24 protein-coding genes and 4 tRNA genes are annotated in these 24,620 nt (G+C 65.1%); 15 read left to right on the top strand and 13 right to left on the bottom strand.

Annotated features, from left to right (window positions below; genetic code table 11):
• Positions 1–594 precede the first annotated feature (594 nt).
• Positions 595–668: transfer RNA gene (locus QA600_RS01390), tRNA-Ile, on the bottom strand.
• Positions 669–736: 68 nt separating this feature from the next.
• Positions 737–1,327, bottom strand: a complete 591-nt coding sequence (locus QA600_RS01385) for an FxsA family protein (RefSeq protein ID WP_005554347.1) — start codon at positions 1,325–1,327, stop codon at positions 737–739.
• A gap of 104 nt (positions 1,328–1,431) precedes the next feature.
• On the opposite strand from QA600_RS01385, the gene QA600_RS01380 reads away from it, so the two are divergent.
• On the top strand, positions 1,432–3,090 hold the full coding sequence (locus QA600_RS01380; RefSeq protein WP_278290174.1) for a DUF255 domain-containing protein: 1,659 nt from the start codon (positions 1,432–1,434) through the stop codon (positions 3,088–3,090).
• A 70-nt stretch (positions 3,091–3,160) separates the two neighbouring features.
• Positions 3,161–3,964, top strand: coding sequence for a helix-turn-helix domain-containing protein (locus QA600_RS01375; RefSeq protein WP_278290173.1), 804 nt, complete (start codon positions 3,161–3,163; stop codon positions 3,962–3,964).
• Here QA600_RS01375 and mptA read toward each other — a convergent pair.
• Complete coding sequence (mptA, locus tag QA600_RS01370) at positions 3,961–4,887, bottom strand: GTP cyclohydrolase MptA (protein ID WP_278290172.1); 927 nt, start codon at positions 4,885–4,887, stop codon at positions 3,961–3,963. The two genes, QA600_RS01375 and mptA, sit on opposite strands and share 4 nt — an antisense overlap.
• Positions 4,888–5,277: 390 nt before the next feature.
• Here mptA and QA600_RS01365 point away from each other — a divergent pair, with 390 nt between their 5' ends.
• The 3 genes from QA600_RS01365 (at position 5,278) to QA600_RS01355 (ending at position 8,047) form a co-directional block, all read left to right on the top strand.
• Positions 5,278–6,198, top strand: coding sequence for a nucleotidyltransferase domain-containing protein (locus tag QA600_RS01365; RefSeq protein WP_278290171.1), 921 nt, complete (start codon positions 5,278–5,280; stop codon positions 6,196–6,198).
• A 380-nt stretch (positions 6,199–6,578) separates the two neighbouring features.
• A complete protein-coding gene (locus QA600_RS01360; RefSeq protein ID WP_278290170.1) occupies positions 6,579–7,352 on the top strand; it encodes a DNA-directed RNA polymerase subunit epsilon in 774 nt (257 codons plus the stop codon).
• 62 nt (positions 7,353–7,414) lie between these two features.
• Positions 7,415–8,047, top strand: a complete 633-nt coding sequence (locus QA600_RS01355; RefSeq protein ID WP_278290169.1) for a DsbA family oxidoreductase — start codon at positions 7,415–7,417, stop codon at positions 8,045–8,047.
• Here QA600_RS01355 and QA600_RS01350 read toward each other — a convergent pair whose 3' ends face one another.
• On the bottom strand, positions 8,048–8,875 hold the full coding sequence (locus QA600_RS01350; RefSeq protein WP_278290168.1) for an NAD(+)/NADH kinase: 828 nt from the start codon (positions 8,873–8,875) through the stop codon (positions 8,048–8,050).
• Between the two features lie 120 nt (positions 8,876–8,995).
• Here QA600_RS01350 and QA600_RS01345 point away from each other — a divergent pair, with 120 nt between their 5' ends.
• The 3 genes from QA600_RS01345 to QA600_RS01335 all read left to right on the top strand — a co-directional run bounded on the left by QA600_RS01345 (position 8,996) and on the right by QA600_RS01335 (position 11,023).
• The gene (locus QA600_RS01345) at positions 8,996–9,241 is read left to right on the top strand and encodes an amphi-Trp domain-containing protein (RefSeq protein WP_278290167.1); all 246 of its coding nucleotides are present in this window, start codon (positions 8,996–8,998) and stop codon (positions 9,239–9,241) included.
• A 120-nt stretch (positions 9,242–9,361) separates the two neighbouring features.
• Complete coding sequence (locus tag QA600_RS01340) at positions 9,362–10,756, top strand: hypothetical protein (protein ID WP_278290166.1); 1,395 nt, start codon at positions 9,362–9,364, stop codon at positions 10,754–10,756.
• A 96-nt stretch (positions 10,757–10,852) separates the two neighbouring features.
• Positions 10,853–11,023: a hypothetical protein gene (locus QA600_RS01335; protein ID WP_169331729.1), complete on the top strand. Its 171-nt coding sequence runs from the start codon at positions 10,853–10,855 to the stop codon at positions 11,021–11,023.
• Positions 11,024–11,131: 108 nt separating this feature from the next.
• Here QA600_RS01335 and QA600_RS01330 read toward each other — a convergent pair.
• Positions 11,132–11,202: transfer RNA gene (locus QA600_RS01330), tRNA-Gly, on the bottom strand.
• 185 nt (positions 11,203–11,387) lie between these two features.
• Here QA600_RS01330 and QA600_RS01325 point away from each other — a divergent pair.
• On the top strand, positions 11,388–12,182 hold the full coding sequence (locus QA600_RS01325; protein WP_278290165.1) for an NAD+ synthase: 795 nt from the start codon (positions 11,388–11,390) through the stop codon (positions 12,180–12,182).
• Here QA600_RS01325 and QA600_RS01320 read toward each other — a convergent pair whose 3' ends face one another.
• Both QA600_RS01320 and QA600_RS01315 read right to left on the bottom strand, forming a co-directional pair.
• On the bottom strand, positions 12,183–12,716 hold the full coding sequence (locus QA600_RS01320; RefSeq protein ID WP_278290164.1) for a GNAT family protein: 534 nt from the start codon (positions 12,714–12,716) through the stop codon (positions 12,183–12,185). It abuts the gene before it with no gap.
• Between the two features lie 51 nt (positions 12,717–12,767).
• Positions 12,768–13,466, bottom strand: a complete 699-nt coding sequence (locus QA600_RS01315) for an enoyl-CoA hydratase/isomerase family protein (protein WP_278290163.1) — start codon at positions 13,464–13,466, stop codon at positions 12,768–12,770.
• Between the two features lie 60 nt (positions 13,467–13,526).
• Here QA600_RS01315 and QA600_RS01310 point away from each other — a divergent pair, with 60 nt between their 5' ends.
• The 4 genes from QA600_RS01310 to fmdA all read left to right on the top strand — a co-directional run bounded on the left by QA600_RS01310 (position 13,527) and on the right by fmdA (position 16,162).
• Positions 13,527–14,225: a hypothetical protein gene (locus QA600_RS01310; protein ID WP_278290162.1), complete on the top strand. Its 699-nt coding sequence runs from the start codon at positions 13,527–13,529 to the stop codon at positions 14,223–14,225.
• 72 nt (positions 14,226–14,297) lie between these two features.
• Positions 14,298–14,369, top strand: a tRNA-Thr gene (locus tag QA600_RS01305).
• Between the two features lie 171 nt (positions 14,370–14,540).
• Positions 14,541–14,612 (top strand) — tRNA-Thr (locus tag QA600_RS01300).
• 284 nt (positions 14,613–14,896) lie between these two features.
• Complete coding sequence (gene fmdA, locus QA600_RS01295; protein WP_278290161.1) at positions 14,897–16,162, top strand: formamidase; 1,266 nt, start codon at positions 14,897–14,899, stop codon at positions 16,160–16,162.
• Between the two features lie 324 nt (positions 16,163–16,486).
• On the opposite strand, the gene QA600_RS01290 is transcribed toward fmdA, so the two are convergent.
• Both QA600_RS01290 and QA600_RS01285 read right to left on the bottom strand, forming a co-directional pair.
• Positions 16,487–17,257, bottom strand: a complete 771-nt coding sequence (locus QA600_RS01290) for a methyltransferase domain-containing protein (protein ID WP_278290160.1) — start codon at positions 17,255–17,257, stop codon at positions 16,487–16,489.
• 288 nt (positions 17,258–17,545) lie between these two features.
• On the bottom strand, positions 17,546–18,370 hold the full coding sequence (locus tag QA600_RS01285; RefSeq protein WP_278290159.1) for a MarR family transcriptional regulator: 825 nt from the start codon (positions 18,368–18,370) through the stop codon (positions 17,546–17,548).
• 238 nt (positions 18,371–18,608) lie between these two features.
• Here QA600_RS01285 and QA600_RS01280 point away from each other — a divergent pair, with 238 nt between their 5' ends.
• Complete coding sequence (locus QA600_RS01280) at positions 18,609–19,025, top strand: universal stress protein (RefSeq protein ID WP_278290158.1); 417 nt, start codon at positions 18,609–18,611, stop codon at positions 19,023–19,025.
• A 449-nt stretch (positions 19,026–19,474) separates the two neighbouring features.
• Here QA600_RS01280 and QA600_RS01275 read toward each other — a convergent pair whose 3' ends face one another.
• The 3 genes from QA600_RS01275 to QA600_RS01265 form a co-directional block, all read right to left on the bottom strand.
• Entirely contained in the window at positions 19,475–19,843 is a 369-nt protein-coding gene (locus QA600_RS01275) for a hypothetical protein (protein WP_278290157.1), read from the bottom strand.
• A 56-nt stretch (positions 19,844–19,899) separates the two neighbouring features.
• Positions 19,900–21,399: an amidase gene (locus tag QA600_RS01270; protein WP_278290156.1), complete on the bottom strand. Its 1,500-nt coding sequence runs from the start codon at positions 21,397–21,399 to the stop codon at positions 19,900–19,902.
• Between the two features lie 130 nt (positions 21,400–21,529).
• Entirely contained in the window at positions 21,530–21,772 is a 243-nt protein-coding gene (locus QA600_RS01265) for a PRC-barrel domain-containing protein (protein WP_278290155.1), read from the bottom strand.
• 142 nt (positions 21,773–21,914) lie between these two features.
• Between QA600_RS01265 and QA600_RS01260 the strand changes: the two genes are divergently transcribed.
• Complete coding sequence (locus QA600_RS01260; protein WP_278290154.1) at positions 21,915–22,163, top strand: CDGSH iron-sulfur domain-containing protein; 249 nt, start codon at positions 21,915–21,917, stop codon at positions 22,161–22,163.
• Here the strand turns inward: QA600_RS01260 and QA600_RS01255 are convergent, their stop codons facing one another.
• The gene (locus tag QA600_RS01255; protein ID WP_278290153.1) at positions 22,164–24,593 is read right to left on the bottom strand and encodes a cation-translocating P-type ATPase; all 2,430 of its coding nucleotides are present in this window, start codon (positions 24,591–24,593) and stop codon (positions 22,164–22,166) included.
• Positions 24,594–24,620: the final 27 nt, after the last annotated feature.

Genomic DNA, 24,620 nt, shown 5'->3' with positions numbered 1-24,620 from the left:
TTCCAAACCGATCCTCGAAAACCGCTTAATTGACTGTTAACCGTCCAGACTGGAACATGGACGTATCACGGCGAATCGACTCGAACCGCTGCAACGATGGACGAAACGAATTGAAGAAGAAGCTATATTCTACCGGCACGACCACCAACAGTTCCTCACGGGCGGGCCACTCGATCAACCGATGGTCACCACCTCAAGACGCTGTCCGTAGAACGGAGTGACTCGAGCTGTCCGTCCGAGCGGATACCGGCCGGAAGTTCGGGGTCATGTCTTCACAACGGTTCGGTAGGGCCACTCGCGAACTCGGTCGCTACAAACGACGGACACGGTCAGACCGTAGTCAACTCGAACTCATTTCGCTCCCGTCCGCGAATCAGCGGCCAGCACGACAGCGTCTCAAATCTCGAAGCAGCACGTGCTCATCGTTTACGGAAATCAGTTCAGAGCAAGAAGTGCGCCAACTCGGATTTGAACCGAACGAAGACAGTCCTGCTCGCCTCGCTACGCTCGGCTGTCGGGCATGAGACTTCTCTACTTCAAGTCCGAGCTTCGCCACGGATTTCCGGCTCACGGTGTTGTTCGCCGGAAAACCAGTGGGCCAACTCGGATTTGAACCGAGAGCCTCCACCTTATCAGAGTGGCGCTCAACCTAATTGAGCTATTGGCCCGCGTCCGCATCAGTCAGTTGTGCGCTGGGATGGTTAAGTGTTTCTTTCTGGAAGAGGCGTGAGAATCGCTACCGGGCGTAGGGGTCGTCGGGATCCTCGTCGCTCGAGTCGGTACGTTCGTCGCCGAACTCGACCGTGTACGACTCCTCGCTGTCGACGCTGTAGTCGTCCTCGCTGAGGTCGTAGGTGTTGCCCCCGTCGGACCACTGGGCCTGTCCCTCGCTTCCGTTGGCGCTGCCCTCCGGGAAGCCAAACGTCCAGACGTTCCCGCTCGCGAAGCCGCCGGTCTTCTTGTCCGCGTACGGAACGATCACGTAGCGTTTGAGGGCGGTTCGGATCGGGATCCGGGTCAGCGGGACGACCAGCAGGAATCCGATCAGGTCCGTGACCAGCCCCGGGGTGAGCAGGAACGCGCCGGAGGCGATCAGGAAGCCGCCGTCGAGGAGTTCGTCGGTTGGCGGCTTCCCCTCGGCGAGCGAGCGCTGCATCTTTCGGATCGTTCGTCGCCCCTCAGCCCGGACGAGTAACATGCCGACGAGACCGGTCAGGACGACCAGCAGTACCATCGGCACCCAGCCGATGTAGGCGGTCGCGACGAACCCGAGGAGTATCGCATCGAGAAACGGGATCAGCAGTAGTGCGAGGATCCACCGGAGCATGCCCCAACGTAGCCGGCGACGAGTGAAAACCCTTTACACTCCCTCCCGACGGTTCGGAGAGAGCCGAACGAAGCGCTTACCCTGCCGACGGCCCGACGACCGGTATGAACGATTCGACGCGCGTCGAGTGGCGCGAGTGGGGTCAGGACGCCTTCGACGAGGCCGAGACCGCCGACGTCCCGATCCTGTGTGCCCTCACCGCGACGTGGTGCGATCACTGTCACGAGATGGACGCCGAGACCTACGCGGAACCCCGCATCGCGGCCCACATCAACGACGGGTTCGTCCCGATTCGAGTCGACGTTGACGCCCGCCCTCGCGTGCGCGATCGGTACAATATGGGCGGGTTTCCGTCGACGGTCTTTCTGGCTCCCGACGGCACCGTACTGACCGGCGCCGGCTACCTCGGGCCGGACGGAATGCGCCAGGTGCTCGACAGCGTCCGGACGATGTGGGAGACGAAGGGCAGCGGTGCCGGTCGCGTTCCCCGACCGCTTCGGGAAGACGCGCCGCCGGCCGGCAAGCTCTCGAGCGACACCGAGGCGTCGATGCTCGGCCAGCTCACCGAATCCTACGACGAGGTCGCCGGCGGCTGGGGAACCGAGCCGAAGTTTCCCCTACCGGACGCCCTCGAGTTCGCGCTCAAGCGCGACCGCGAGATGGCGTTGCGTTCGTTCGACGCCGTTGGCGCGAACCTGTTAGACGAGTACGAGGGCGGGTTCTACCGGTTCGCCGCCGAGCGCGACTGGGCGGGGCTGCAACACGAGAAGCTACTCGACTCCAACGGCGCCCTCGTGCGTGCGTTCGCGAACGCCTACCTCCACACGGGGAAAGACGAGTACCGCGAACCCGCCGAACGAACCGTCGAGTTCCTGACGACGACCCTGTGGAACGGCGACGCCGAGGCGTTCGCGAACAGCCAGGCGCCCGGTGACCCCGAGAGCCACGGGCTCGAGCCAACCGAGCGCGAGGCGGCCGACGATCCGCCGGTCGACAAACGGGTCTTCGCCGGGCCGAACGCGCTGGCGACCGAGGGGCTACTTACCTACTACGCCTACACCGACGACGAACGGGCGCGGCGATACGCCGAGCGCGCGCTCTCGACGCTTCGGAACGAACTGCTCGAGGACGGCGTCGCCAGGCATCGACTCGAGTCCGACACCGAAGACGGATCCGGCGAGGGAGGGACGTGTCTGCTCTCGAACCAGGCTCGAGCGCTCGCCGCGCTGACGACGGCGGCGAGCACCCTCGACGCCGACGCGGTCACCGAGGCTGAGGCGGTGGCGAACGCGACGATCGATCGGCTCCGTGACGGCGACTCGTTCCTCGATAGTGAGGGGGACGGCGTTGGTCTCTGCGATCGGCCGCTGCGACCGCTGGATACGAACGTCGCTCTCGCCGATGGGTTAGTCGAGCTTGCGGTGCTTTCCGGCGAAGATCGGTATCGGAGGGTCGCCAGAGAGACCCTCGAGGAGTTCGCCGGCGCCAGCGACCGCTTCGGCGTCCAGATCGCTCGGTACGCGACGGTTGCTTCGCGGCTCCTCGAGGGACCGCTGGTGATCCGGGTCGGCGGCGAGCCGGGTTCCGATCTCCACCGCGCGGCGCTGCGACTCGCGGACCACGAAAAGGTCGTCGTGCCCGACGATGGCGGTCTGGAGGTCGGGACCGGACGCGTCAAGCTCGGCGAGAACGTTTCGGCAGTCGCCGAAACTCCGGAGCAGTTGAGCGAGAGGACACAGGAGGTTCTCGACCGACACACGTAGTGAGCCCCCCGAGGGCAAATCGGAGGCAAACCACCACAGCGTTTTTGTTTCTCGGGTGAGCGTCTACGGTATGGCCAGTCTCAGGGATCTCGGGCTCTCCGAGTACGAAGCTCGTGCGTATCGAGCACTGCTGAATACGGGCCCCACAACGGCCAAGGAGTTGTCGCGCGCGAGCGACGTGCCGATGGGGCGAATCTACGACGTCCTCAACAGCATCGAACAGTACAACCTCGTCCGCAGTCAGACCGCGAGCCGGCCGAAAAAGTACGTCGCGGTCGAGCCCTCGACCGCGCTGGACCGCCTGCTCGAGGACAAGAAGCGCGAACTCGACGAGAAGGTCGACCAGTACGAGTCGATCGTCGACGACCTCGCCGACGAACTCGACGCAGCCGACCCCGTCGAGGAGCAGTTCTGGACCGCCGCCGTCGGTCCCGAGGAGACGATCGACCTCCTGCTCGAGCGGCTGGCGGCTGCTGACGACCACATCGTGATGGTCGCCGCCGATCCCGTCCCCGAACGGGATATGCAGGCCGTCAGCGAGGACGTCCTCGCCCAGCTCGAGGACGCCCTGGACCGGGGGGTGTCGGTCGATATCCTGATGACCCGAAAGATGGTCAACTCGCTCTCGGCGAACGTGGGCGAGCGCTACCGGACGGCGTTACAGAGCCGCGATGACTTCCACGTCCGGACGAACGACGACGTCACGGGATCGTTCAACATCATCGACGGCGTCGAGATCTGCATCCAGGTTCCGAATCCGCTTTCGTCGGGCGACGCGTTCGGCATGATCGACCTGAAGGATCCGGAGTTCGCCGCGAACGTCCACGGGGAGTTCGCGCCGCGGTGGGAGGAAGCGGAGCCGCTCGTCTTCTAGTCGTCGACTTCCGATCGGAGCTGGTCCATCTCGACGACGCGCTCGGCGTGGGCGTTGTGCTGGTGGATCGACTCGTCGTTCGATTGTTTCATCGTTACCACGGCGTCGTCCGGGAGCTGGTCGAACTCGTCGACGACGCCCTCGGCCATCGAGCGCACGCAGTCCTCGACGAACTTCGCGTCCGCGTGGGCCGCGTAGGTCATGTGGTCCTCGTCGGGTCGCTTCGCCAGGTTGTAGATCCGGGCGCTCATCGAGTCCCGGGCGATATCGATGACGTCGTTCAGATCGACCTCCGGGTCGCCGCCAGCTTCGACCGTCAGCGTCGCGTGGCCGCGCTGGGAGTGGCCGGGCTGGGGGACCTGTTCCAAGAACTCCGTGATCGTCTCTCCCTCGACGCCCAGATCCTCGAGCGTCTGTTTCGCGCGCGCGGCGGACATCCCCTGCGAGCAGGGACAGACCGTCATGCCGACGACCGTCGCGCCGATCTCCTCGCGGGTGCCGTCCTCGGTCGCCGTCGCCGACGCGATGATGTCGACAGTATGTTGGGTCTCGCGGTCGCTGGCGGGGGTCTGCTCGCGGCGCATGAACTCGGCCTCCATCGAGACCTCCGCACGGGAGGTGTAGTCGTGTTTCCCGAGCAGGCGCTCGGCGACCTCGCCACAGACCTCCTCGACGCGGTAGGCCTCGTCGCGGGTCGCGTCCTCTAAGATCTCGTCGATGACCTCCATGTTGCGGCTCATGTCCGCGCCCTTGCGCCACGATGGGAGGTCGACGAAGACCTCGAACTCGGCCGTGAGCACGATCGGGCGCTTGTCTTCGCGGGCGATCTTGACGAGTTTCTCGACGCCGGTGACGCCGACCTGGCTCAGGCCGACGGTGACGTCGGGCGAGGACGCCTGAACGTCCGGGAGCTGCTGACTCATTGTCCGTATTCAGGGTAGCGTGCGATTCAACCTTTCGGAAGCGGGGACGTTATCCGATCACACGGCGCTCCGACAGCGAGCGTCGCCGTTCGTCGGGATTCGATCGTGTCGCCGGGGCGGCTACGCCGACCGTTCTTTAAGTTCCTCTGGCAACAAGGTAGAGATACGACGGGAGGTCGTCGTTCTCCGAGGACTCCAAATTCGTGGAGCCCCGCGTCCGCCGTCCAGCCGTTTCGAGGGAATCCTCGAGCGCTCGCTCTTTAAGTATCTCTGGACACAAGATGGAGCTATGACGGGAAGCTGTCGGTTCTACGGTCTCCAACTCTACCACAGCCGCGCGTCTCGAGCGGGCTCGAGATTCGAGGCGTCAGGGAGCAACGGACGGTAGCGATGGCATCGGTCCCCCGCTACGTACGCGAGACGGTAGACCGACACCTGAACGAGATCGAGCGTTTCCAGGAGATGTCCGTCGTTCTGGCGGTCGCCCGCGGGAGCCACGCCTGGGGCGCGGCAGGACCCAACAGTGACTACGACGTCGGCTTCGTCTACGCGCCGACGGACCTCAGACGGTACGCCCACCTCGGCGGCGTCGAGGCGGTGTGCCTCGAGGAACGCGGGAACTTCGAGTACCAGGGGTGGGACGTCCGCAAGTTCGCGAGCCTGCTGGCCGACTCGAACGACGGCGCGGTCGACCTTCTCAGGAGCCCGAACCGGTACCGAACGCACTACGATCCCGACCCGCTTGCGGACTACGTCGAGCGGACGTACAACCCGATCGATCTCTATCACGCCTGGCGCGGGATCGCGACGAACAACTACCGGAAGTACCTCTCAGAACATCTGGTTCGGAACGACGACAAGATCTTTCCGATCCTCGAGCACCGCGAAGACGAGTACCTCGTCGAAACCGACGAGGGGACGACAATCGTCGCCGCGGACGACGAGCGATTCACCGAGACGGGGACGCGGCCGACGGTCAAACGGAACCTGACCGTGATGCGTGCCGCGACGGCCGCGCACTACCTGAAGGCAACGGGCGAACGCGGCGACCACGAACTGCCGGCACTCGAGTTCGAGACCTTCCTCGAGGCGCAGGCGCCCGCGGTGTTCGACGACGAACGGATCGACCGTGCTCGCGACCTGCTCGAGCGAAAGCGTGGCGGCGAGGGCGGCGTCCGGATCGGCGACGCCGTCGGTCGCGCGTTCGCCCACCCGCCGAAGCGCATCGATCCGGCAGTGCACGCTCGGGACGGCCCCGATCGGGCACGGCTGAACGACGCCATCGACGAGCTGATCGCGGCGAGTCGGTAGTGTGGGTCGCTCGTTCTTTAAGTGTCTCTGGCTACAAGATGAAGATACGACGAGAGGTCGTCGCTTCTCACGTTCCTCGCTTCGGTAGCCACACGTATTCGACGGGAATCCGACCGTACCGGTCGCCATTTAAGTCCCTCTGGTCACAAGGTGGAGCTACGACGGGAGATCGCCGCTTCTCGTGTTCCAAACTTCGGTAGCTACGGGTATCCGGTGAAAACCGGTAACATCGCTCCTTCTTTAAGTGCTTCTGGCCACAAGGTTGAGCTACGAAGGGCTTTTCGCAGACGGATTCCCAAGCCAAACCTCATCGAGCGGAGGCTCTCGGCCTCGGTAAAACGAGCAAGTCTTTTTCTGTCTCCCGGTCTGAGCGACACACGATGTACGACGGTGTTGACTCCGGGCCAGCCCTCCAGCGGGAATCCGCCCCCGACGGCCTCGAGGAGGACCGTCGCCTCGAGACGCGTCCCGGTTCCGGGGCGCTCTCCCGGGCGGACGTCCAGCGCGACTCGACCGTCCGCCAGTGGGGCGTCGTCACCCCGAGCGCGACCGTCATCGGACGTGCGGATTCACCCGAGGGGGATCTCCCCGAGAGCGTTCGACGGCTCCACGACGAACAACACGGCGCGACGCCGGGGTACAGCAAGCGCGCTCACAGGCTCGACCGACTGCGAACGACCCAGGCACTGTGTAACGCCCTCGATCTCACACCCTGGCAGCGGGACCTCGCGCTCGGCGTGATGGACGAGATCGACCTCACCGAGTTTGGCAGCCAGCGGGCGATCCCCAAGGTTGCTCTCGTGGTGATCCGCCACGTCGTCGACGTCGATCGACGGGCGTACTTCGGGCTCGACGAGGTCGACGTCTCCGCGCTCTCTCCCGATCGGATGGACAAGCTGTTCGGCCAGTACCGCGCCCACGACATCACCGACGAGGAGACGTTCAAGCGTCTCGCCGCCGACCACGGGCTCGATACGACAAGCTTGAACCGCCTCCGGCGCGTGCTGAAGGCCCAGCTCGAGGAGGAGCTGCCCGCCTACGGACGCAACCCCTACCGGGATCCGAACCTGCCGAGTCTCGAGGATCGTGCCGACGAGGAATCGGTGGACACGACCGAAAACGAGACGACCGACGATCCGGACGCCACCGAGTAGGTTCGGCCCGCGTCGCCCGCCCGGAGCCGTCGCCTTTTCCGTCGCGAGGGACTATCGCGATCATGTCAGCGACGAACGGCGCCGATCGACTCACGATCTACGCCGACTACGTCTGTCCGTTCTGTTACCTCGGAAAACGGTCCCTCGAGCGGTACCGCGAGCGGCGAGCAGAGCCGCTCGAGGTCGAGTGGCACCCGTTCGACCTGCGGCGGGACAAACGTCGGGAGGACGGCTCGATCGACCACTCGGTCGACGATGGAAAGGACGACGACTACTTCAAGCAGGCCCGGGAGAACGTCCGTCGGCTCCAGGCGGAGTACGACGTCGAGATGAGCCAGACGCTCGCGATCGAGGTCGACTCGCTGCCGGCACAGCAGGCCTCGTGGCACGTCTTTCAGCACTACCCCGAAGAGTGGCCCGCGTTCGACGCGGCGATCTACGAGGCGCTCTGGCAGGCAGAACGGGACATCGGCGATCCCGACGTGCTGGTCTCGCTCGCGGCGGATACCGGCCTCCCCGCCAACGAGATCCGCGACGCGATCGAGGACGACGGGCTCCGAGCGGAGCTCGAGGACCTGTTCACCGACGCCCACCAGCGGGGGATCACCGGGGTCCCGACGTTCGTCCACGATGGGTACGCCGCCCGCGGTGCGGTCCCGCCGGCACAGCTCGAGCGTCTGCTCGAAGGCGAGTGATCACTCGAGCTTCTCGAGGGCCTCGAAGAAGTCGGCCTGAGGTCCGGCGAGCGTGACCGGATCGACCGCGATCGAGACGTCGACGGTCGCCGGTGGCTCGAGTTCGCGTCTGTTCCGCCCGTCGCTGATCGCGTACGCGGTCTCGGCCTCCGAGACGGCGAGCGTGATCTCCGCACCGCGGTCGACGACCAGCGGAGGCATCGCGTCGCTCGCGGCCATCTGCGTAACCACCAAGGTATCGCCGTCGGGATGGACGAGCGGTCCGCCCTCCCCGAGGTTGTACGCCGTCGATCCCGTCGGCGTCGCGACGAGGACGCCGTCGGCGTGGCTCTTTGCGTACCGGTCGCCGTCGACGCGGATCTCGATCGTCGCGCCGCCGCCGTGACCTCGTCGCGGTCCGTGGACGACGACCTCGTTGAGCGCCGGCTCGAGGGTCCACCCCTCGCCGCCGGCCCGGAGCCGATCGAGTTCTCGACCGTCGACGGCACCCGTCCGCCGGAGTGTCTCGACGGCGTCGGCGACGGCGGCGACGGCCTCGTCGGGAGAAACGGCGTTGAGAAACCCCACCTCGCCGAGGTTAACTCCGAGGATCGGCGTCCCGCCGACCTCCCGGGCGACGAACAGCAGCGTTCCGTCGCCGCCGATACTCACGACGAGGTCCCGATCGGCCATCGATCCGACCGGGACGCCGTCCTCGCCGACCGTGGCGCTCGTCGCGTCGTCGACGACGGTGGAAACGCCGTCCTCGAGGGTATCGACGAGCGTCGCGGCGAGAGTCTGTGCCCGCTCGTTGTCCCGCTGGGCGACGATTCCGACGGCGACGTTCATCGTCACCGCATAGCTGCCCGCGGACAAAAAGGCCACCCGTCTCGCGTCGGTCCGTGCGCCGGTCTATGCAATGTAATCGCAGCCCATAGTTTCTTTTTCGGGCGTCCGTTAGCTGCGGATATGGCCGAACGAACGACCAGCGACGAGGTAATGAGCCGAAGCGAACTCGCGACGTACCTCTCGGAGCTCTCCCAACGGTTCGAGGACGGCGGAGATGGCGTCGATGTCCCGGTCGGCAACAAGACCGTCTCCCTCGGCCGCTCGGACGACGTATCCGTCTCGGTCGACGTCGTCGAGCGCTCGTCCAGACTCCGCGGGAACCGCGAGACGGTGACAGTGACGATGAGCTGGAAGCCCGAGTCGTAACGATCACGGAACAACCGGTGTCGATCCCGTGATGGGCCGGTAGAGATGTCGACGCCGTCGGGAGAGCTCCGGCCACAGCAACGGGTAGATTGATACGGTAGCTCTCACAACTGATCGGAAATGCGTCGTTCGCACGCGGTTGCAGTCGCCCTCGTCGTCGTCGCGGTGCTGTTTATCGGCGGCCCGTCGCTGCTGTTTGCCGACTCAGTGGACGAGCAGGTGACCGAGGATACCCAGGAGACGCCGGAGCTCGTCTCCCTCGAGGACTCCGAGAGCGAGTTCTGGCGGTTCCTGAGTCCCGAGGAGGAGTTCCACGAACGAAGCCCGATCAACGTCATCGTCCGCGGTGAAAGCGAGGACGTCCTGCGGGCGATGAGCGAGCAGGGCGACGGCGACTGGGAGGAGATCGAAGAGGTCGAGGAAGAGGTCGAAGAGGATGCCGAGGACGGTCCCGGGAACGGGACGGTCCTCGAGAACAACACCGTCCTCGAGAACACGACGGTGCTCGAGGAACACCACCGCCACGCGACGGGCATCGCGTGGGGTGAAGCCGATGGGACCACCCGCTACGCCTGGGTCAACCCCGGCGAGGGCGAGGACGGCTACTGGGCCACCGAGTCGCTCCAGCTCGAGGAGGGGGACTACTACGGCCAGCGCTACCACATCCGGCTCTACGAGAGTCCGAACGCCGACGACGAGTGGATCGCCATGCAGGCCCACACCGAGCACTTCGACTGGTTCACGCTTCGCCACCGCGTCGACGGCGTCGAAGCCGCCCAGACGAAAGTCGAGCAGGACTTCATGAACCTCCCCGGCGTCGACGCTGAGACGGACGTCCGCCGGATCCACATCGACAACGCCGGTCCCTCCGACGCCGACGGCTGGACGACCGTCGTCGACCTGACGTCGATGGTCGTCCTTCCCGCCGGCGTCGGTCTCGCGGCGGGCCGTCGCTACCGGCGCTCGGCCGCGGAGAGCGTCGGGAAGGAGCGACCGCATCCCGCCGAGGAGGGCGCCCCCGAGCGCGGGCTCACCGACGTCGATCGACGACGACTCGCGGCCGCCTACGACCGCCTCGAGGCGGGCCACCTCGTGCTCGTCTTCGCCATCCTCGCGCTGTTCCTCGGGGTTCGGATGGGCGGACTCCTGCTCGAGCGACGGGCGAGCTTCCTCACGCCACACATGATCGCGGCGCTGCTGTACCCGGTGATCGCAGTCGGGATCCCCGTCGCGACGTACCTGATCGCACGCGGGCTCACCAGCCGGCTCGATGCCGCGATCGCCGCCGCCGGCTCGCTATCGCTCGCGATCTGGCTCGACTACGGACTGCTCGGCGTCGACGTTATCCGGCTCGACGTCGTGCTCCAGCGGAGCCTCGTCGTCATCGCGCTCGGGCTGATCGCCGCCGGCGCGGCGAAACGCGCGACTCGAGAGAGCCGATTCAACGACCTGCTGCTCGCCGGCGTCGCGATGTGGGTGCTGGTGCTGGTCGGAACGCTGTTCGGCTACCTCTGAGCGCAGCCCGCCGGACTCTTTCGTCTCCCTCCGTGCCGATCGAGAGAGCGCATCTGCGTGCAGTCCGCATACGGAACTCGCCACCGTACCCGTGGTATGGCGATCTGTCCACACTGCGACGACGAACTGGAACTCGAGGTCGAGCCGGATACGGTGACGGTCCACGAGGGCGAAGCGAGTCGGACGATCGAGCCCGACGTGTTCACGTGTTACTCGTGTGATGCGGTGCTGTTCGCGACGGTGAGCCGGGAACTCGCCGGTGACTGACTCGAGGCGGGGCCGAGTCTCCGGCTGCGCTCTACGCTGTGGTCATCGGCTGCTGCTCGAACTCCTCGAGAACCTTACTGTCCCGAATTTTCGCGGTGTGACGAAGGATGCGCGGTCCGGGATTTGAACCCGGGCTAGCTGCGTGGGAGGCAGCTGTCCTACCGCTGGACCAACCGCGCCCTACATCGGGAGATTTCCGGTCTACGAATTTAAACGCTCCGTCTTTCCGAGGGCGATACTCCGTACGGTGAACTCGCTTTCTAACGTCGCGTTCTCCCTTGATACCGCGGCCAAAACTGACCGATTGTCAACATTGTGCCGTTTGGGGGAGCCTATTAGGGCAGTCCCGCCGTACTGCCGGTCGATGCTCGAGCTTCACTTTTCGGACGCGGAGCTGGACGAACGACACGATCACATCACGAACTTCGTTCGCGAACAGGTCGACACAGCGGGTGCCGAGGGGGCCGTTCTCGGGCTCTCGGGCGGCATCGATAGCACGCTCGTCGCACACCTCGCAGTCGACGCGCTCGGCGCCGAGAACGTTCACGGGCTCGTGCTTCCCGCGCGGGTCAGCGGCGACGACAACATGGGCGACGCCGAACGCGTCGCCCGTGATCTCGAGATAAGCTACGACGTGATCGAGATCGAGCCAATCGTCGAGTCGCTGCTCGAGACCTACCCCGAAGCCGAGGGCGACCAGATGGCGGTCGGCAACGCTCGAGCGCGCGTTCGGGGGGTCCTCAACTACCTCGTCGCGAACCACGAGAGCCGGCTCGTACTCGGGACGGGGAACCGAAGCGAGGGCGCCGTCGGCTACTTCACCAAGTACGGCGACGGCGCCGTCGACTGTCACCCGATCGGAAACCTCTACAAGGCACAGGTCCGCCAGCTTGCCCGTCACGTCGGCGTGCCGGAGGACCTCGCGACCAAGCCCGCTACCGCCGAGCTCTGGGAGGACCAGACCGACGAGGACGAGATGGGGATGGACTACGAGACGCTCGACTCGATCCTGGTCACCCATATCGACGGCCCGCTGTCGGCCGACGTGGCCGCTCGAGAGCTCGGCGTCGAGGTCGAAACCGTCGAGAAGGTACGGCGGATGTACGAGCAGAGCATGCACAAGCGTCGGGTGCCGCCGTCGCCCGATCCCCTCGAGTAGTCAGGCCGAGGCCCACTCCTCCTCTAAGAGCCCGTACCGGTGGACGTCGTGGTACTCGCCGTCGACGAACGCGGCGTCGCGGTGGACGCCCTCCTCCGTGAAGCCGACGGACTCGAGGAGGCGCTTCGAGCCGCCGTTGAACGCGAACACGCGGGCCGACAGCCGGTGGAGGCCGAGCTGATCGAACCCGTGCTCGAGCACCAGCTCCGTGGCCTCGGTTCCGTACCCTCGCCCGTGGTGGTCCGGAGCGACCCAGTAGCCGACCTCGCCGCTGCCGGCTCGCCAGTCGATCGCGTCGAGTCCGACCGTCCCGACCGGTGTGGAGTCGACCGCGATCAGAAGGTGGATCGAGTCGTTCGCACAGACGGCCTCCTCGAAGAACTCCCGTTCCTGCTCGGCGTTGAGCGGCATCGAGTTGCCGATCGGTCGCCAGATCGCAGGGTCGTTGACCTGCGTCTGGAGGAATTCGAGATCCTCCTCCTCGATCGTTCGTAGCGCGACGGTTTCACCGGTCAGAAAGGCGGGTCCGGGCATCTACCGGTAGCCTCCACGCCGGAGGGAAAAAGCGATTCGGCCGTCCGAAGGTCACTCGAGCAGTCCCTCGAGCGACCCGGCGTGTGCGTCCACGAGTTCGCCGAACGCCTCCGCCTCCCGTCGCTCCTGGGTCTCTCGGTCGGCATCGTCGCGGATTCGGCGCTTCAGGACGGTGAGTGCGCCCGTCTCGTTCGCGGCGAGCTCCTCGGCAACCGCCCGCGGCTCGGACTCGATCCTCGAGAGCAGCCCCATCCGCAGCGCCTCCTCGGCGTCGACGACCCGACCCGTGCAGGCGAACTCGAGGGCGTCGCCCTCGCCGACGATCCGCGGGAGCCGGACCGTCCCGCCCCAGGCGCCGAACAGGCCAAAGGTGGCGCCGGGTTCGCCGTAGGTCGAGTCGGGCGTGCCGACCCGCACGTCGCAGGCGAGCGCGAGCTCGAGTCCGCCGCCGCGAGCGGGGCCGTCGATCTCGGCGACGACGATCGCGTCGCTGTCTTCGATACGTCGGGCGACCCGCTGGCCCAGCCGAGCGAACGCCTCGGCCTCGTCCCGCTCGAGTTCGGCGACGACGGAGAGATCGGCACCGGCACAGAACGCGGGGCCGGTGCCACGAAGCGCGATGATGGGCTCGTCGGAGCCGGCGATGGCACGCTCGAGCGCCTCGAGTCCCGCCTCGGTCAGCGCGTTCCGCCGGTCCGGCCTGTCGATCGTGACGGTCCGGATCGATCCCTCGCTGTCGACGTCGATCATGGAACGAGTCTACTCGGCGTTTCCAAAGGTCTTTGCCTGCTCCCTCGTAACGGCCCTATGATGGAACAGGCGGACAGCTGTCGGCGTGTGGCCATCGAGGCCGTCACGGACGTCGAACCACCGGCGCTCTACGAGCTCATCGAATCCACGCTCGAGAGCGCGTCGATGCTTCCCGGCGCGCTCACGCTCGAGAGCGCCGGAGCCGTCGCACCGAGTGAAACGACCGCCCGAAACGGGGACGAGCCGGACGACGGGATCATCACCCACGCCGCCGGCGTCCAGCTCATCTACGAGGGACTTCGACTCACGCGATCGCTGGCCCACGAGGAGCCCTGGAGCGACGGCGACGAAACCGACGTCGACGGCGACATGGAGATTCTCGCGGCCGATATCCTCGTCGCCCGCGGCTTCTACCTGCTGGCCCGGACCGACGCTGCGGACAAGGCGGTCCGCACCGTCCAGGCGTTCGGCCGCGAACAGACCCACCGCCTCGACGAGCGCGACGACGGACACGCGGCGACGACCCGCGATGCGACCCTCGAGCGGGACGTCCTCGAGCTGGCCGTTCTGGCCGGCGCCGCGGCCGTCGACGAGAGCCCGTCGCCGTCGCTGCTCGAGCGCGCCGACGAGATCGCCGCAGCCGTGGGGACGTCGTTCCCCCCCGCCGAGCCGTCGACGGCCGGCTCCGAGAGCTGCGTCTCCGAGCGCTCCCTCGAGGAGTCGACGACCGACCGGGCGACCTCCGTGACCGACAGCTGACCGCGCCACGGCCACCCACGCCCGGTGGCGAATCGAAACCCCTAAAATGGACTCGACGCAACCAACGAGTGCGCCTGGGTAGCTTAGCGGTAAAGCGCGTCCTTGGTAAGGACGAGACCCCGGATTCAAATTCCGGCCTAGGCTCTCACAGATTCTCGCGTCGTCGTGATGGTCTCGAGTCGCTGGTACCGGACGGAAGCTGGTAGCTACGCTGGGTTACGTTTTTACGTCGGCTGTGGGTTCGCTCGACCGGTGACTCTCGCGGGACGGGTTTCGAAAGGGATAAATTCGCCTCGAACGAACCACGAACTACGCGCCTGGGTAGCTTAGCGGTAAAGCGCGTCCTTGGTAAGGACGAGAGCCCGGGTTCAAATCCCGGCCTAGGCTTTTTACAGATAACCGCGAGAGGAGTCGCTGATCGTCTGTATGGAAGGCCTCACCCCCCCCCCCCTGAGCCGCTCGAAAGCGACGAAAACTTTCGGCAGGAAGCAACGAGTAGGTCGAGGATGGATACGATGACACAAATGCCTATCCTCGAGCGCCAGACGTCCTGATGGAACGGTGGCTCTTGCCACATCACGGCTGTGAACTGACGTCGTCTCCACAGCCAACCTTTATACCGACTAACCATGTGATGTGGGTTGTTGGCATATGCCAATAGATGTGCTCCTATGCCAGAAACACGATTTAGCGTTGATACGGAACGAGGCCCGGACGAACAGCCCGACAAGACACCACACAATCGATGGCACCCGGACATTCCGGCAACCGTCTCCGTAAAACCGGGAGACACCTTCCGGCTGGAGATGCTCGACTGGACGGGCGGACAGATCCACAATGACGAGAATCCGAACGATATCCGAGACGTCGAACTGGAACAGGTCCACTATCTCAGTGGACCGGTCGAGGTAGAAGGCGCCGAACCCGGCGACTTGCTCAAAGTCGAACTGCTCGATCTCGGACCGCTCCAGGAGATGGAGTGGGGGTTCAACGGTATCTTTTCCCAGCAGAACGGCGGCGGCTTTCTGACGGATCACTTCCCGGACGCCGCGAAAACGATCTGGGACGTCGACGGCACCGTCGTCTCATCGCGACACGTCCCGGACGTTCGGTACGAAGGCAAGATCCACCCCGGACTGATCGGAACTGCCCCGTCACACGAGCTCCTCGAGGAATGGAATACGCGCGAACGGGAGCTGATAGAGAAACACGAGGAAGATCCAGAATCGATTCAAAACCATCCGACCGGTGAGGAAGACCCACCGGTTGCGAATCCACCGACCGAAACGGCTGCACTGATGGGTGAGATGGATTCCGACGAAGCCGAAGAAGCTGCGCGGGAGGGAGCCCGCACCGTTCCCGGCCGTGAAAACGGTGGCAACTGTGATATCAAGGAGCTCTCGCTCGGAACGACGATCTACTTCCCGGTCTACGTCGAGGGTGCCAAGCTTTCGATGGGCGACATGCACGCATCACAGGGCGACGGCGAGATCTCGTTCTGCGGTGGTATCGAAATGGCAGGATACGCCGATCTCCGTGTTGACGTCGTCAAAGACGGAATGGAGAAACACGGCGTCGATCATCCGATCTTCCAGCCGGGTCATCGCGGTCCCGACTTCTCGGATTGGGTCACGTTCGAGGGCTACTCCGTCACTGAAGACGGAGAGCAGCGGTACATGGACGCCCACGTCGCCTATCGAAGAGCCGCACTCGAGGCGATCGATTACCTCGCGAAGTTCGGCTACAGTCGTGAGCAAGCGTACATGTTGCTAAGTACCGTCCCGGTCGAGGGACGGATCAGTGGAATCGTCGACGTCCCGAACGTCTGTGCGACGCTTTCGATTCCGAACGAGGCCTTCGAGTTCGATATTACTCCCGACTCGTTGGGCGAGTCCGAAAATCGAAGCAAGAGTGTCGTTACTGACGATCCTCTCTAGTCTACTTGATTTTGAGAGTCGACTGAGCGTGCTTCGAAGTCGTCTATAGTAGCCACTGAACGTCAGTGCGCACCCGCTCGCACGGCGGCTGTACGATCGGTGTGCAAACCGTTTCAGTTGTTACTATAGAGTTCGGAGCGGTATCGATACGTCATCGCTCGAAATCACGTTCGCTCGAGACGGGATACTCTGACGTCTCGATAGACGGTACCGAATCGAGTATCAAACACCCCCTGTCGACACCAGTGAGTCGGCGTGACGGAGAACTCTGTGCTTGCCTCTAGAGTGGCTTGCTCTTCGACCAGCAAAAATATTGGAACGCGGTCACTGTTTGCGGGCGCTGAGCGAGATGCTCTTGACGCCGTACTTCCCGCAGGCGTTCGCCGCCTGCTCCGAGATGAACTCGTACTGCGTGTTCTCCCGGAGTTCCAGTACCTCGAGGCCGGCGGCTTCGATCGTTCCCGTGTACTCGTCGGTCTGTTCGGCGCCGCCGATACACGCCGCCCAGAGATCCGCGTCGGTCTTGATGCTCTCGGGTAGCTGCCGTTCGCTGATGATGTCGGAGAGGGCCAACCGCCCGCCCGGTTTGAGTACGCGGTTCGCTTCCTCGAAGACCCGGTCTTTCTCCGCGGAGAGGTTGATCACGCCGTTCGAGATCACCGCGTCGAACGACCCGTCCTCGAACGGGAGCTCCTCGATGTACCCCTCGCGGAAGGTGACGTTGTGGAAGCCGTTGTCCGCGGCGAGGCTGGTCGCCTTCTCGACCTGTTCGGGAGTCATGTCGACGCCCGTAACAGACCCGGTTTCGGTGACGTTCATCGCGGCGTAGAAGGAGTCCATCCCCGAACCGCTACCGAGGTCGAGGACCCGCTCGCGCGGTTCGAGAGCCGCCAGGTCGAAGTAGTAGCCGACGCCCGCAAATGAATCGATCGCCTCGTCGGGGACGTAGGTGAGCGTGTCCGGATCGTAGCCGAGGCGTTCGGCGAGGTCCCGTCCCGTCTCGAAGTGGAACTCGGCGTCAGCGGAGACCGCAACCTCCTGATACATCGATTTGACCTCGCGTTCGAGTTTCTTCGTATCGAGTGACTTGCTCATCGTTGCTCACCGTCGGTCGTCGCCCGTCGCCTCGACGGGCGTGTCGATGGGTGTCTCGAGGACTCTGCTGTGCGCGATTTGCTGGTCGTCGGTCATGGTGTTCATCTCCGGCCAGAGACAGTACGAAGCCGAGGATGGTGTAGCTATTTTGTGACAGTTCTGCAGTTCCTACCGTTCGTTCACCCCCTGCAATCGATGCACCAACTGCAAGCCGATCGAGGCCGCTATCGACCGGGTCTCGGTCCACGCTCGACGGCTAGCGCAGGATACGTATCGTGCTGAGGGAACTCAGTCGACGAGCTGGCGGGGCTCGATCGGCCGCGCCTCGGACCGATAGCGCTCGTAGATCGACTGCGCCCACTCGCGAACCGCCGGAACGTCGGTATCGATCATCGCTTGGGTCATCCCGCTGTCCTGCTCGTAACAGCTGATGACGACGCGATCGTCGAGCAGACCGGTGCCGTACGGCGGGAGATCGTCGTGCTGTAGTACCGTGAAGTTGGTCCGTCGCAGCAGTTCGGCGCTGCGCTCCGGGTACGTCGTAAGAAAGTACAGATGGCAGTTCGGGCGGTCGATCAGCGTCACGTCCACACCGCTGTCGACCCGTTCGTGGAGACGGTCGAGGCAGGGGTCCATCAGCGCGACCTCGGGCCGAACGAAACGCAGCGTGGTCGTCCGCTCGAGAAGCGACTCAAAGCGGTTTACCGGCCGGTACGGGAGTTCGGGGTCGGCGACGGTGACGGTCAGCTCCGACCACGTCTCGGTTGGGAGTTCGCCCACAACGTCGGGAAGCCGGTGCCAGACGTCGCGCAACTCCCGTTCGGTTTCGACTCGATCGATCGCGTCTTGCATCACGGATACGATCTCTTCTCCCGGCGGGGTTGCCACGTACTGGTGGCCGTCCTTACGGATCCAGCCCCGATCTTCGAACTCGTTCACCGTCCGCCGTATCGTAGAGGAGGAAACGCCGGTCTCCTCGCAGAGTTCGGACCGCCTCCGAGGGCGTTCCGTCAGCGCAGCGAGAGCCGGAATACGGTGTTCCGACCGGGCGAGATACGCGATGTCACCGATCGGCGAGTCTGCTGTCCGGCCCCAACCGGTATTGGGTACCATGGTATACGTACGCAAGGATCCACGAAAACCGTTGGGACTGTCCTTCAGCGTGGATCGTTTGGGACGAATCGGACTCGTCCTCGCTATCGTTCACCCGGCTTCCGGCAGTGATCGGACAGTTCTGGCGAGCGTCGCGTACGTCGTGCGTCAATCCATCTCTCCACAGGTGTCTTTGTCTCCTCCCAGCGTTCGAGAACCGACGGCTCCCTATATGGGCTGTGCAGTCGAACGATGTTGCATGAGGATTCTCGTTCCGCTCGACGACTCCGAACCGGCACGGGCAGCACTCGAGCACGCGTTCGAAACGTTTCCGGAGGCCGACGTCACGGCGTTGCACGTCGTCAACCCGTCCGTCTCCGCGTACCGAAACGACGCACCCTACAACTTTCCGCGAGCCGTCGAGCTCGAGGAAGAGAAAGCCGAGGGGCTGTTCGAGATGGCCCACGAAGTCGCCGATGAGCACGGTCGGTCGGTCGAGACCGAAACCGTCGTCGGCTCGCCGCCTCGAGGGATCGTCGAGTTTGCCGAGGAGCACGACGTCGACGGCATCGTCCTCGGTAGCCACGGTCGGTCGGGCGTCTCGCGCGTCCTGCTGGGAAGCGTCGCGGAACAGGTCGTGCGACGCGCACAGGTTCCGGTGACGGTCGTCCGGTAGCCACGCGGCGATCGATCGGACCGCTCGAGAACGCGTCGACCATCGCCACGAACGACGCGTCGGTCACCGTTCGTATCGCTATCGACGATTCCAGAGAATCGAGAATCGGGTTGCAGTTCACTACCGACGGTCCCCTCACTCTCGACTGATGGAAACGAACGAATTCCTCGACGGCGAGGCACTCACTGGAAAGCACGCGGCGATCGTTTTCGGACTGTGGATCGGACTCGTGGTCGTCGGCGCCTTCGTCCTGACGTTCGTGGTGTAGCGAACCGTCGCTCTCGGAGAGACCGAGACGGCTCTTCTTACAGTAATGTGACGGAACAGCAGAGAAGCGGCCGGTCCTAGCGCTGGAAGAAGTCGGGCACGGGACCGGTTCAGCAAACTCTACCCGAGATCCGTTGGTGCAAAAGGCGAGAATCTTGGGACGGTCTCGAGACGAGGCGAGTTCAGTCGCCGCCGCCAAGTCGTCTGAAGAGGACGTAGAGAACGGCGAACATCACGAGGAACGTGAGTAGTCCCTGTGTGGCCTTCGCGAACGCGCTCTTCCCGTCGGCCTCGGTTTCGGCTTCGGTCTCGTCGTCCTCATCAGCCGGACGCTCGTCCTCGCCGCCCTCGCCGCCCTCGTCGATCTCGAACTCGTCCTCGCTGCCCTCGAGCGCATCGTCGGCCGTCGGGGCTGACTCGTCGACCGAACCCTCGACGGCCTCGAGGATCGGCTCCTGTAGCGGCGTCTCCATTGCCGCGCGGACCGCCTCGTGGGCGAGTAGCTGAACCAGTTCGTGCTGCAGGTCGAGTTCCTCTATCGTCGGTCTCATCGTGACGAAGGCTTGAACGTACAGTCGGATAACTGTTGCAACTTGCGAGACGCCGGTCAGGCCTGCTCGAGAGCGTAGGCCGCGTTCAGCGCCGTGGCGTCGTCGAACCTCGAGGAGACGAGCATCAGTCCGACCGGAAGCCCGTCGACCTCGCCGGCGGGGACGCTGACACCGGGGTGACCGGTTCGGTTGAACGGCGTCGCGTTGTGGACGATGTCGCTCTCCCGCAGGCGCTCGTGTTGGTCCCGTTCGGGCTGGTGTTCGGGCGGTTTCGTCACCGCCGTCGGCATCGCCAGCAGGTCGTACTCCTCGAGGGCCGCGTCGTACCGTTCGGTGAGATCGACGACGAGGTTCATCGCGCGGGCGTAGTACCGGGAGTGGTACTCGGTGTTGGTGTACGACCCCATCAGCAACAGGAGCTTGAGCCGTGGCGGGAAGTCGTCGCTCTGAGCCCGTCGGTACTTGCCGAACGATTCGATCCACGAGCGGTTGTACCACGCCTTCCAGCCGTGACCGAGCCCCTCCCCGGAGATGGCGTCGAGCAGTCCCTCGGAGGTACAGACGTCGTGGATGTCCTTCGCGTCGAGGTGCATCGGTATCGAGACCTCCTCGACGGAGGCGCCCTCGGCCTCGAGTCGATCGATCGCGTCCCGCGTGGTGTCGAGAACCTTCTCGTTGGCGCCCTCGCGGTCGAACCCTTCCTCGAGCACGCCGATCGAGAGGTCGGAGACGTCGCCGTTCAGTTGCTCTTCGTACTGTTCGACGGGGACGGGGCTGTGGTTCCGGAGATCCCGTTCGTTGCTCCCCGCGATCACCGTGAGGGTTCGTGCGACGCTCTCGACGTCGGGCCCCATCGGCCCCGGATGGTCGATCGCGTGCTCGATCCCGATGCAGCCGGTGTAGGGAACCAGGCCGTAGGTGGGCTTGTGACCGACGATCCCGCAGAAGGCCGCTGGGACGCGGACGCTGCCGCCCTGATCGGAGCCGATCGCGACGTCGACCTGGTTTCTCGCGACGGCGACCGCGCTCCCGCCGCTCGAGCCCCCCGCGAGGTAGTCGTCGTCGTCGGGATGGAAGACGGGACCGAACGCGCTGTGACCGGTCGAGGTCATCGCCATGTCGTCCATGTTCGTCTTCCCGACGATGTCGGCGCCCGCCTCCAGCAGGCGCGTGGTGACCGTCGCGTCCCGGTTCGGGACGTAACCCTCGACGACGTAGGAGCCACAGGTCATCTCGACGCCCGCGACGGAGACGTTGTCCTTGATGCCGATCTCCCAGCCGTCGAGGTCGCCGTCGTCGTCGCCGCCGACGAAACACTGGGTCACCCAGGCGTTGTGTGGGTCCTCCTCGCTGGTTACGCGCCGGCCCGCGTTTCGTGTTCGGTTCTCGTCGCCGCCCAGCCGCGGCTTCGGATCGTACGACATGACCGTCTCGTACGAACCCATCTTCTCCTCGGCCATCTCGACGAAGAACTCTAACTCCTCGTCGGTGAGATCGAGAAACAGATCCTCCCCCAGCTCCGCGAAAACGTCTTCCGTCGGTACCCGCAGTGGCATGCTCGAACAGTGGGCCGTCCGGTGGAAATGAACGGCGGTGGCACGCGCAAGCAGCAGGTTCCGAACTCAGGAAGAGCGAGTGGCGGCGAAAGCGGTTCGTCGGCCGATCGGATTCGGTGTCCGACCGGAACTAGGTTCGTTTCAAGCGGATCTCCCGATCGGTAACCGCCTTTACGTTGTTGTTGTCGATCGGATACGACTTCTCGTCGTCCGCGTCACCCCAGCCGAGCTGGGATTTGAGCGTGTCCGTCATACCCGGGTCCGGGTTCACGTAGGCGGTTCCCGCATCGACCTCGCTGACGATTCCGATCTGGTCGCCGTTGGCGTTGACGACGTCCTTACCTTCGTCCTCCTGGGTGAACGTTGCACACATGCGTCGAAACCATCGGATGCTGTGTGGGAATAGCCACCGCAGGAGACTGCAGGGAGCCGTGACTCTCTCCGATCGGCGACAGTCGTAACTCCCGATCGATCCGAGGGGAACGCTTTCCTCGCTCGAGTTCGCATCGCTACCGATGACACGACTGGTCGAACTCGAGGCGAACGGGCCGCGAAAGCTCGAGCCGTCGGATATCGACGACGAAAAGGGCGACGTCGCGGTCTGCCAGTGCGGACTCTCGGCGTCGTTTCCGTTCTGTGACGGCAGCCACCGTCGGACGGGCGACGAGGAAGAAGCGACGACGTACGTCTACGACGACGACGGCGAGCGGTCGGTCGTCGAGCGGGTCGTAACCCGCGAGGACGCCGACGGAAGCGACGAGTAATCAGAGCGAGCGAGCCGAGTTCAGGACGACGAGCAGACTGCTCGTCGCCATCGCGACAGCGGCAAACAACGGGTTGAGCAGCCCGGTGATCGCCAGGGGGATCGCGACAGCGTTGTAGACGAACGCCCAGCCGAGGTTCTGGCGAATGCGCTGGTTGGTGGCGGCCGCGACGTCGAACGTCTCCGCGACCCGCTCGAGGTCATCGTCGACGACGACGGCGTCGGCGGCGTCCGTCGCCAGTTCGGTACCGCTACCCAGTGCGATACCGACGTCGGCGGCGGCGAGCGCCGGCGCATCGTTGCTCCCGTCGCCGACCATCGCGACCGACCCTCTCGAGCGGAGCCGTCGAACCGTCTCGGCTTTCGCCTCGGGCGGGACGCCAGCGAAGACCTCGCCGACGCCGTCGACGTCCCGAAACTGGTCCGCCGCGGCGCCCTCGTCGCCGGTGAGGACGACGACCTCCCGGCTGTCGGCGAGGGTCGCGACCGCCTCCTGCCACTCCTCACGGGGCGCGTCGCCGACAGCGATCACGCCGCGAGCGCGGCCGTTCCAGGCGACGACGACCGGGACGGCGCCACTCTCGCGAATCGAGTCGATCCGGGACTCGAGTTGGGACGGGATCGACTCCTCGAGGTCCCGACAGCAGTCGGGGTGGCCGGCGACGACGCGGTCGCCGTCGACGCGAGCGCTCACGCCTCGAGAGTGGCGTTCGAAGCCGTCGACGGCGGCGGGTACGAGCCCGGATTCGCCGTCGGCTTCGACCGCGTCGACGACGGCGGCACCGATCGGATGCTCCGAGAGCGACTCGACGGCCGCGGCCCGTCGGAGGAGGTCGTCAGCGTCGATCCCGCCGACGGTGTGGACGGCGTCGACCGACATCGTTCCCTCCGTGAGGGTGCCCGTCTTGTCGAGGACGACGACGTCGATCTCGGGCGCCTCCTCGAAGATGGTCTCCGCAGCGACGACGATCCCGCGTCGGGCCGCGTTCTGGACCCCAGAGGCGATCGCCAGCGGCGTCGCGAGCCCGAGCGCGCAGGGACAGGAGACGATCACGACCGTCAGGCCGACGAGAAATGCCGTCGAGACCGCCGAGCCGGTCGCAAGCAAGAGGACGGTGGCAACGGTCGCGAGGGCGAGGACCAGCGGCACGAAGATCGTCGCGAGTTTGTCGGCGAGTCGCTGGGCTCCCGGCCTCGAGCTCTGGATCGACCAGAGCAGCGAGACGAGTCGATCGTGGGTGCTCTCGGCATCGTCGCCGACCTCGAGGACGAGCGGAGTGTCGGTAACGACGGTTCCCCCACGGAGGGGATCGCCGGTCTCCTTCTCGACGGGGAGGGATTCGCCCGTGACCAACGACTCGTCGACGGCGGCCCGACCCTCGCGGACGGTGCCGTCGAGCGGAACGCGCTCGCCCGGACGAACGAGCAGGCGATCGCCTGGATCGACGGCGGAGATCGGCACGGTGTCGCCGGTGTCGGCGCGGCGGGCCTCGTCGACCTGCGACTCGGTGAGATCCGAGAGCAGGCCGGCCGCGCGGCGCTTGATCCGTCCCTCGTAGTAGCTTCCAGCGGTGACCGCGAGGACGACCGCGACCGAGACGTCGAAGTAGAGGTCGGTTCGACCGAGCCCCATCGCGAGGGTGCTGTAGGCGTAGGCACCGAGGGCGGCCAGCGAGACCAGCAGGTCCATGTTCGGCATCCCTGCCCTGAGGCTGACGTAGGCGCCCCGAAGGATCGGCAGGCCGGTGTAGAAGAGGACGAACGTCGTCATGAGCCAGATGTTGACGGCGACGTAGTAGCCGTCGTAGCTCCCGAAGTCGGCGAGTGCCTCGTAGCCGAAGTAGGTGGGGTAGAGGAAGACCGCGTACCAGATCATCACCATCATACCGAACATCCCGCCGCCGATCAGGAACTTCACGAGGGCGGCGTCGCGAGGCTCCTCGTCCCGACCCTCGCCCCGCTCCCGGGCCTCGTAGCCGTAGCCCGAGACGGCCTCGGGCAGGTGTTCTGGCTCGACCGCGTCAGGATCGTAGACAAGTCGAAGCGTGTCCGTGGCGTAGCTCGCTTCCGCCCCACGGATACCCTCGGCGTCGGTCGCCCGGGATTCGAGAAAAGCCTCACAGGTCCCACAGTGCATCCCCTCGACCGCGAGAAAGGCGTCTTCACCCTCGAGGTCGTCGAGCGACGGCGACTCGCGCTCGAGGCGGTCGCGAACGGACTCGGGGTCCGTGTCGTCGACCGCCCCGAGCGCTCGGTGGACGTCGAGACAGCCTCGACAGCAGAAGGCGCCATCGACGTCGGCGTCGGTAACGGGATCGGCCGGCGTCGGTAGCTCACAGAGCGTACACGCACCACTCTCGAGAGAACTACCGGCGGGATCGCGAACTGAATCGGCTCCGACCGCGTCGGAGCGGGCGTGTGAGGAAGTCATGGGGGCGGGAAACGATATCGCGTGGGG

Origin of the sequence: Natronococcus sp. A-GB1 (genome assembly GCF_029688845.1) — an archaeon.
In the GTDB taxonomy this organism is placed as follows: domain Archaea; phylum Halobacteriota; class Halobacteria; order Halobacteriales; family Natrialbaceae; genus Natronococcus.
Note: the sequence above shows the minus strand (reverse complement) of the source record. Positions and strands in the feature narration are given on the sequence as shown.

What these genes read in the sequence shown, in the direction of transcription:
- QA600_RS01385 (WP_005554347.1), bottom strand. Translation starts at nt 1,327, where the DNA reads ATGCTCCGGTGGATCCTCGCACTACTGCTGATCCCGTTTCTCGATGCG.
- QA600_RS01380 (WP_278290174.1), top strand. Translation starts at nt 1,432, where the DNA reads ATGAACGATTCGACGCGCGTCGAGTGGCGCGAGTGGGGTCAGGACGCC.
- QA600_RS01375 (WP_278290173.1), top strand. Translation starts at nt 3,161, where the DNA reads ATGGCCAGTCTCAGGGATCTCGGGCTCTCCGAGTACGAAGCTCGTGCG.
- mptA (WP_278290172.1), bottom strand. Translation starts at nt 4,887, where the DNA reads ATGAGTCAGCAGCTCCCGGACGTTCAGGCGTCCTCGCCCGACGTCACC.
- QA600_RS01365 (WP_278290171.1), top strand. Translation starts at nt 5,278, where the DNA reads ATGGCATCGGTCCCCCGCTACGTACGCGAGACGGTAGACCGACACCTG.
- QA600_RS01360 (WP_278290170.1), top strand. Translation starts at nt 6,579, where the DNA reads ATGTACGACGGTGTTGACTCCGGGCCAGCCCTCCAGCGGGAATCCGCC.
- QA600_RS01355 (WP_278290169.1), top strand. Translation starts at nt 7,415, where the DNA reads ATGTCAGCGACGAACGGCGCCGATCGACTCACGATCTACGCCGACTAC.
- QA600_RS01350 (WP_278290168.1), bottom strand. Translation starts at nt 8,875, where the DNA reads ATGAACGTCGCCGTCGGAATCGTCGCCCAGCGGGACAACGAGCGGGCA.
- QA600_RS01345 (WP_278290167.1), top strand. Translation starts at nt 8,996, where the DNA reads ATGGCCGAACGAACGACCAGCGACGAGGTAATGAGCCGAAGCGAACTC.
- QA600_RS01340 (WP_278290166.1), top strand. Translation starts at nt 9,362, where the DNA reads ATGCGTCGTTCGCACGCGGTTGCAGTCGCCCTCGTCGTCGTCGCGGTG.
- QA600_RS01335 (WP_169331729.1), top strand. Translation starts at nt 10,853, where the DNA reads ATGGCGATCTGTCCACACTGCGACGACGAACTGGAACTCGAGGTCGAG.
- QA600_RS01325 (WP_278290165.1), top strand. Translation starts at nt 11,388, where the DNA reads ATGCTCGAGCTTCACTTTTCGGACGCGGAGCTGGACGAACGACACGAT.
- QA600_RS01320 (WP_278290164.1), bottom strand. Translation starts at nt 12,716, where the DNA reads ATGCCCGGACCCGCCTTTCTGACCGGTGAAACCGTCGCGCTACGAACG.
- QA600_RS01315 (WP_278290163.1), bottom strand. Translation starts at nt 13,466, where the DNA reads ATGATCGACGTCGACAGCGAGGGATCGATCCGGACCGTCACGATCGAC.
- QA600_RS01310 (WP_278290162.1), top strand. Translation starts at nt 13,527, where the DNA reads ATGGAACAGGCGGACAGCTGTCGGCGTGTGGCCATCGAGGCCGTCACG.
- fmdA (WP_278290161.1), top strand. Translation starts at nt 14,897, where the DNA reads ATGCCAGAAACACGATTTAGCGTTGATACGGAACGAGGCCCGGACGAA.
- QA600_RS01290 (WP_278290160.1), bottom strand. Translation starts at nt 17,257, where the DNA reads ATGAGCAAGTCACTCGATACGAAGAAACTCGAACGCGAGGTCAAATCG.
- QA600_RS01285 (WP_278290159.1), bottom strand. Translation starts at nt 18,370, where the DNA reads ATGGTACCCAATACCGGTTGGGGCCGGACAGCAGACTCGCCGATCGGT.
- QA600_RS01280 (WP_278290158.1), top strand. Translation starts at nt 18,609, where the DNA reads ATGAGGATTCTCGTTCCGCTCGACGACTCCGAACCGGCACGGGCAGCA.
- QA600_RS01275 (WP_278290157.1), bottom strand. Translation starts at nt 19,843, where the DNA reads ATGAGACCGACGATAGAGGAACTCGACCTGCAGCACGAACTGGTTCAG.
- QA600_RS01270 (WP_278290156.1), bottom strand. Translation starts at nt 21,399, where the DNA reads ATGCCACTGCGGGTACCGACGGAAGACGTTTTCGCGGAGCTGGGGGAG.
- QA600_RS01265 (WP_278290155.1), bottom strand. Translation starts at nt 21,772, where the DNA reads ATGTGTGCAACGTTCACCCAGGAGGACGAAGGTAAGGACGTCGTCAAC.
- QA600_RS01260 (WP_278290154.1), top strand. Translation starts at nt 21,915, where the DNA reads ATGACACGACTGGTCGAACTCGAGGCGAACGGGCCGCGAAAGCTCGAG.
- QA600_RS01255 (WP_278290153.1), bottom strand. Translation starts at nt 24,593, where the DNA reads ATGACTTCCTCACACGCCCGCTCCGACGCGGTCGGAGCCGATTCAGTT.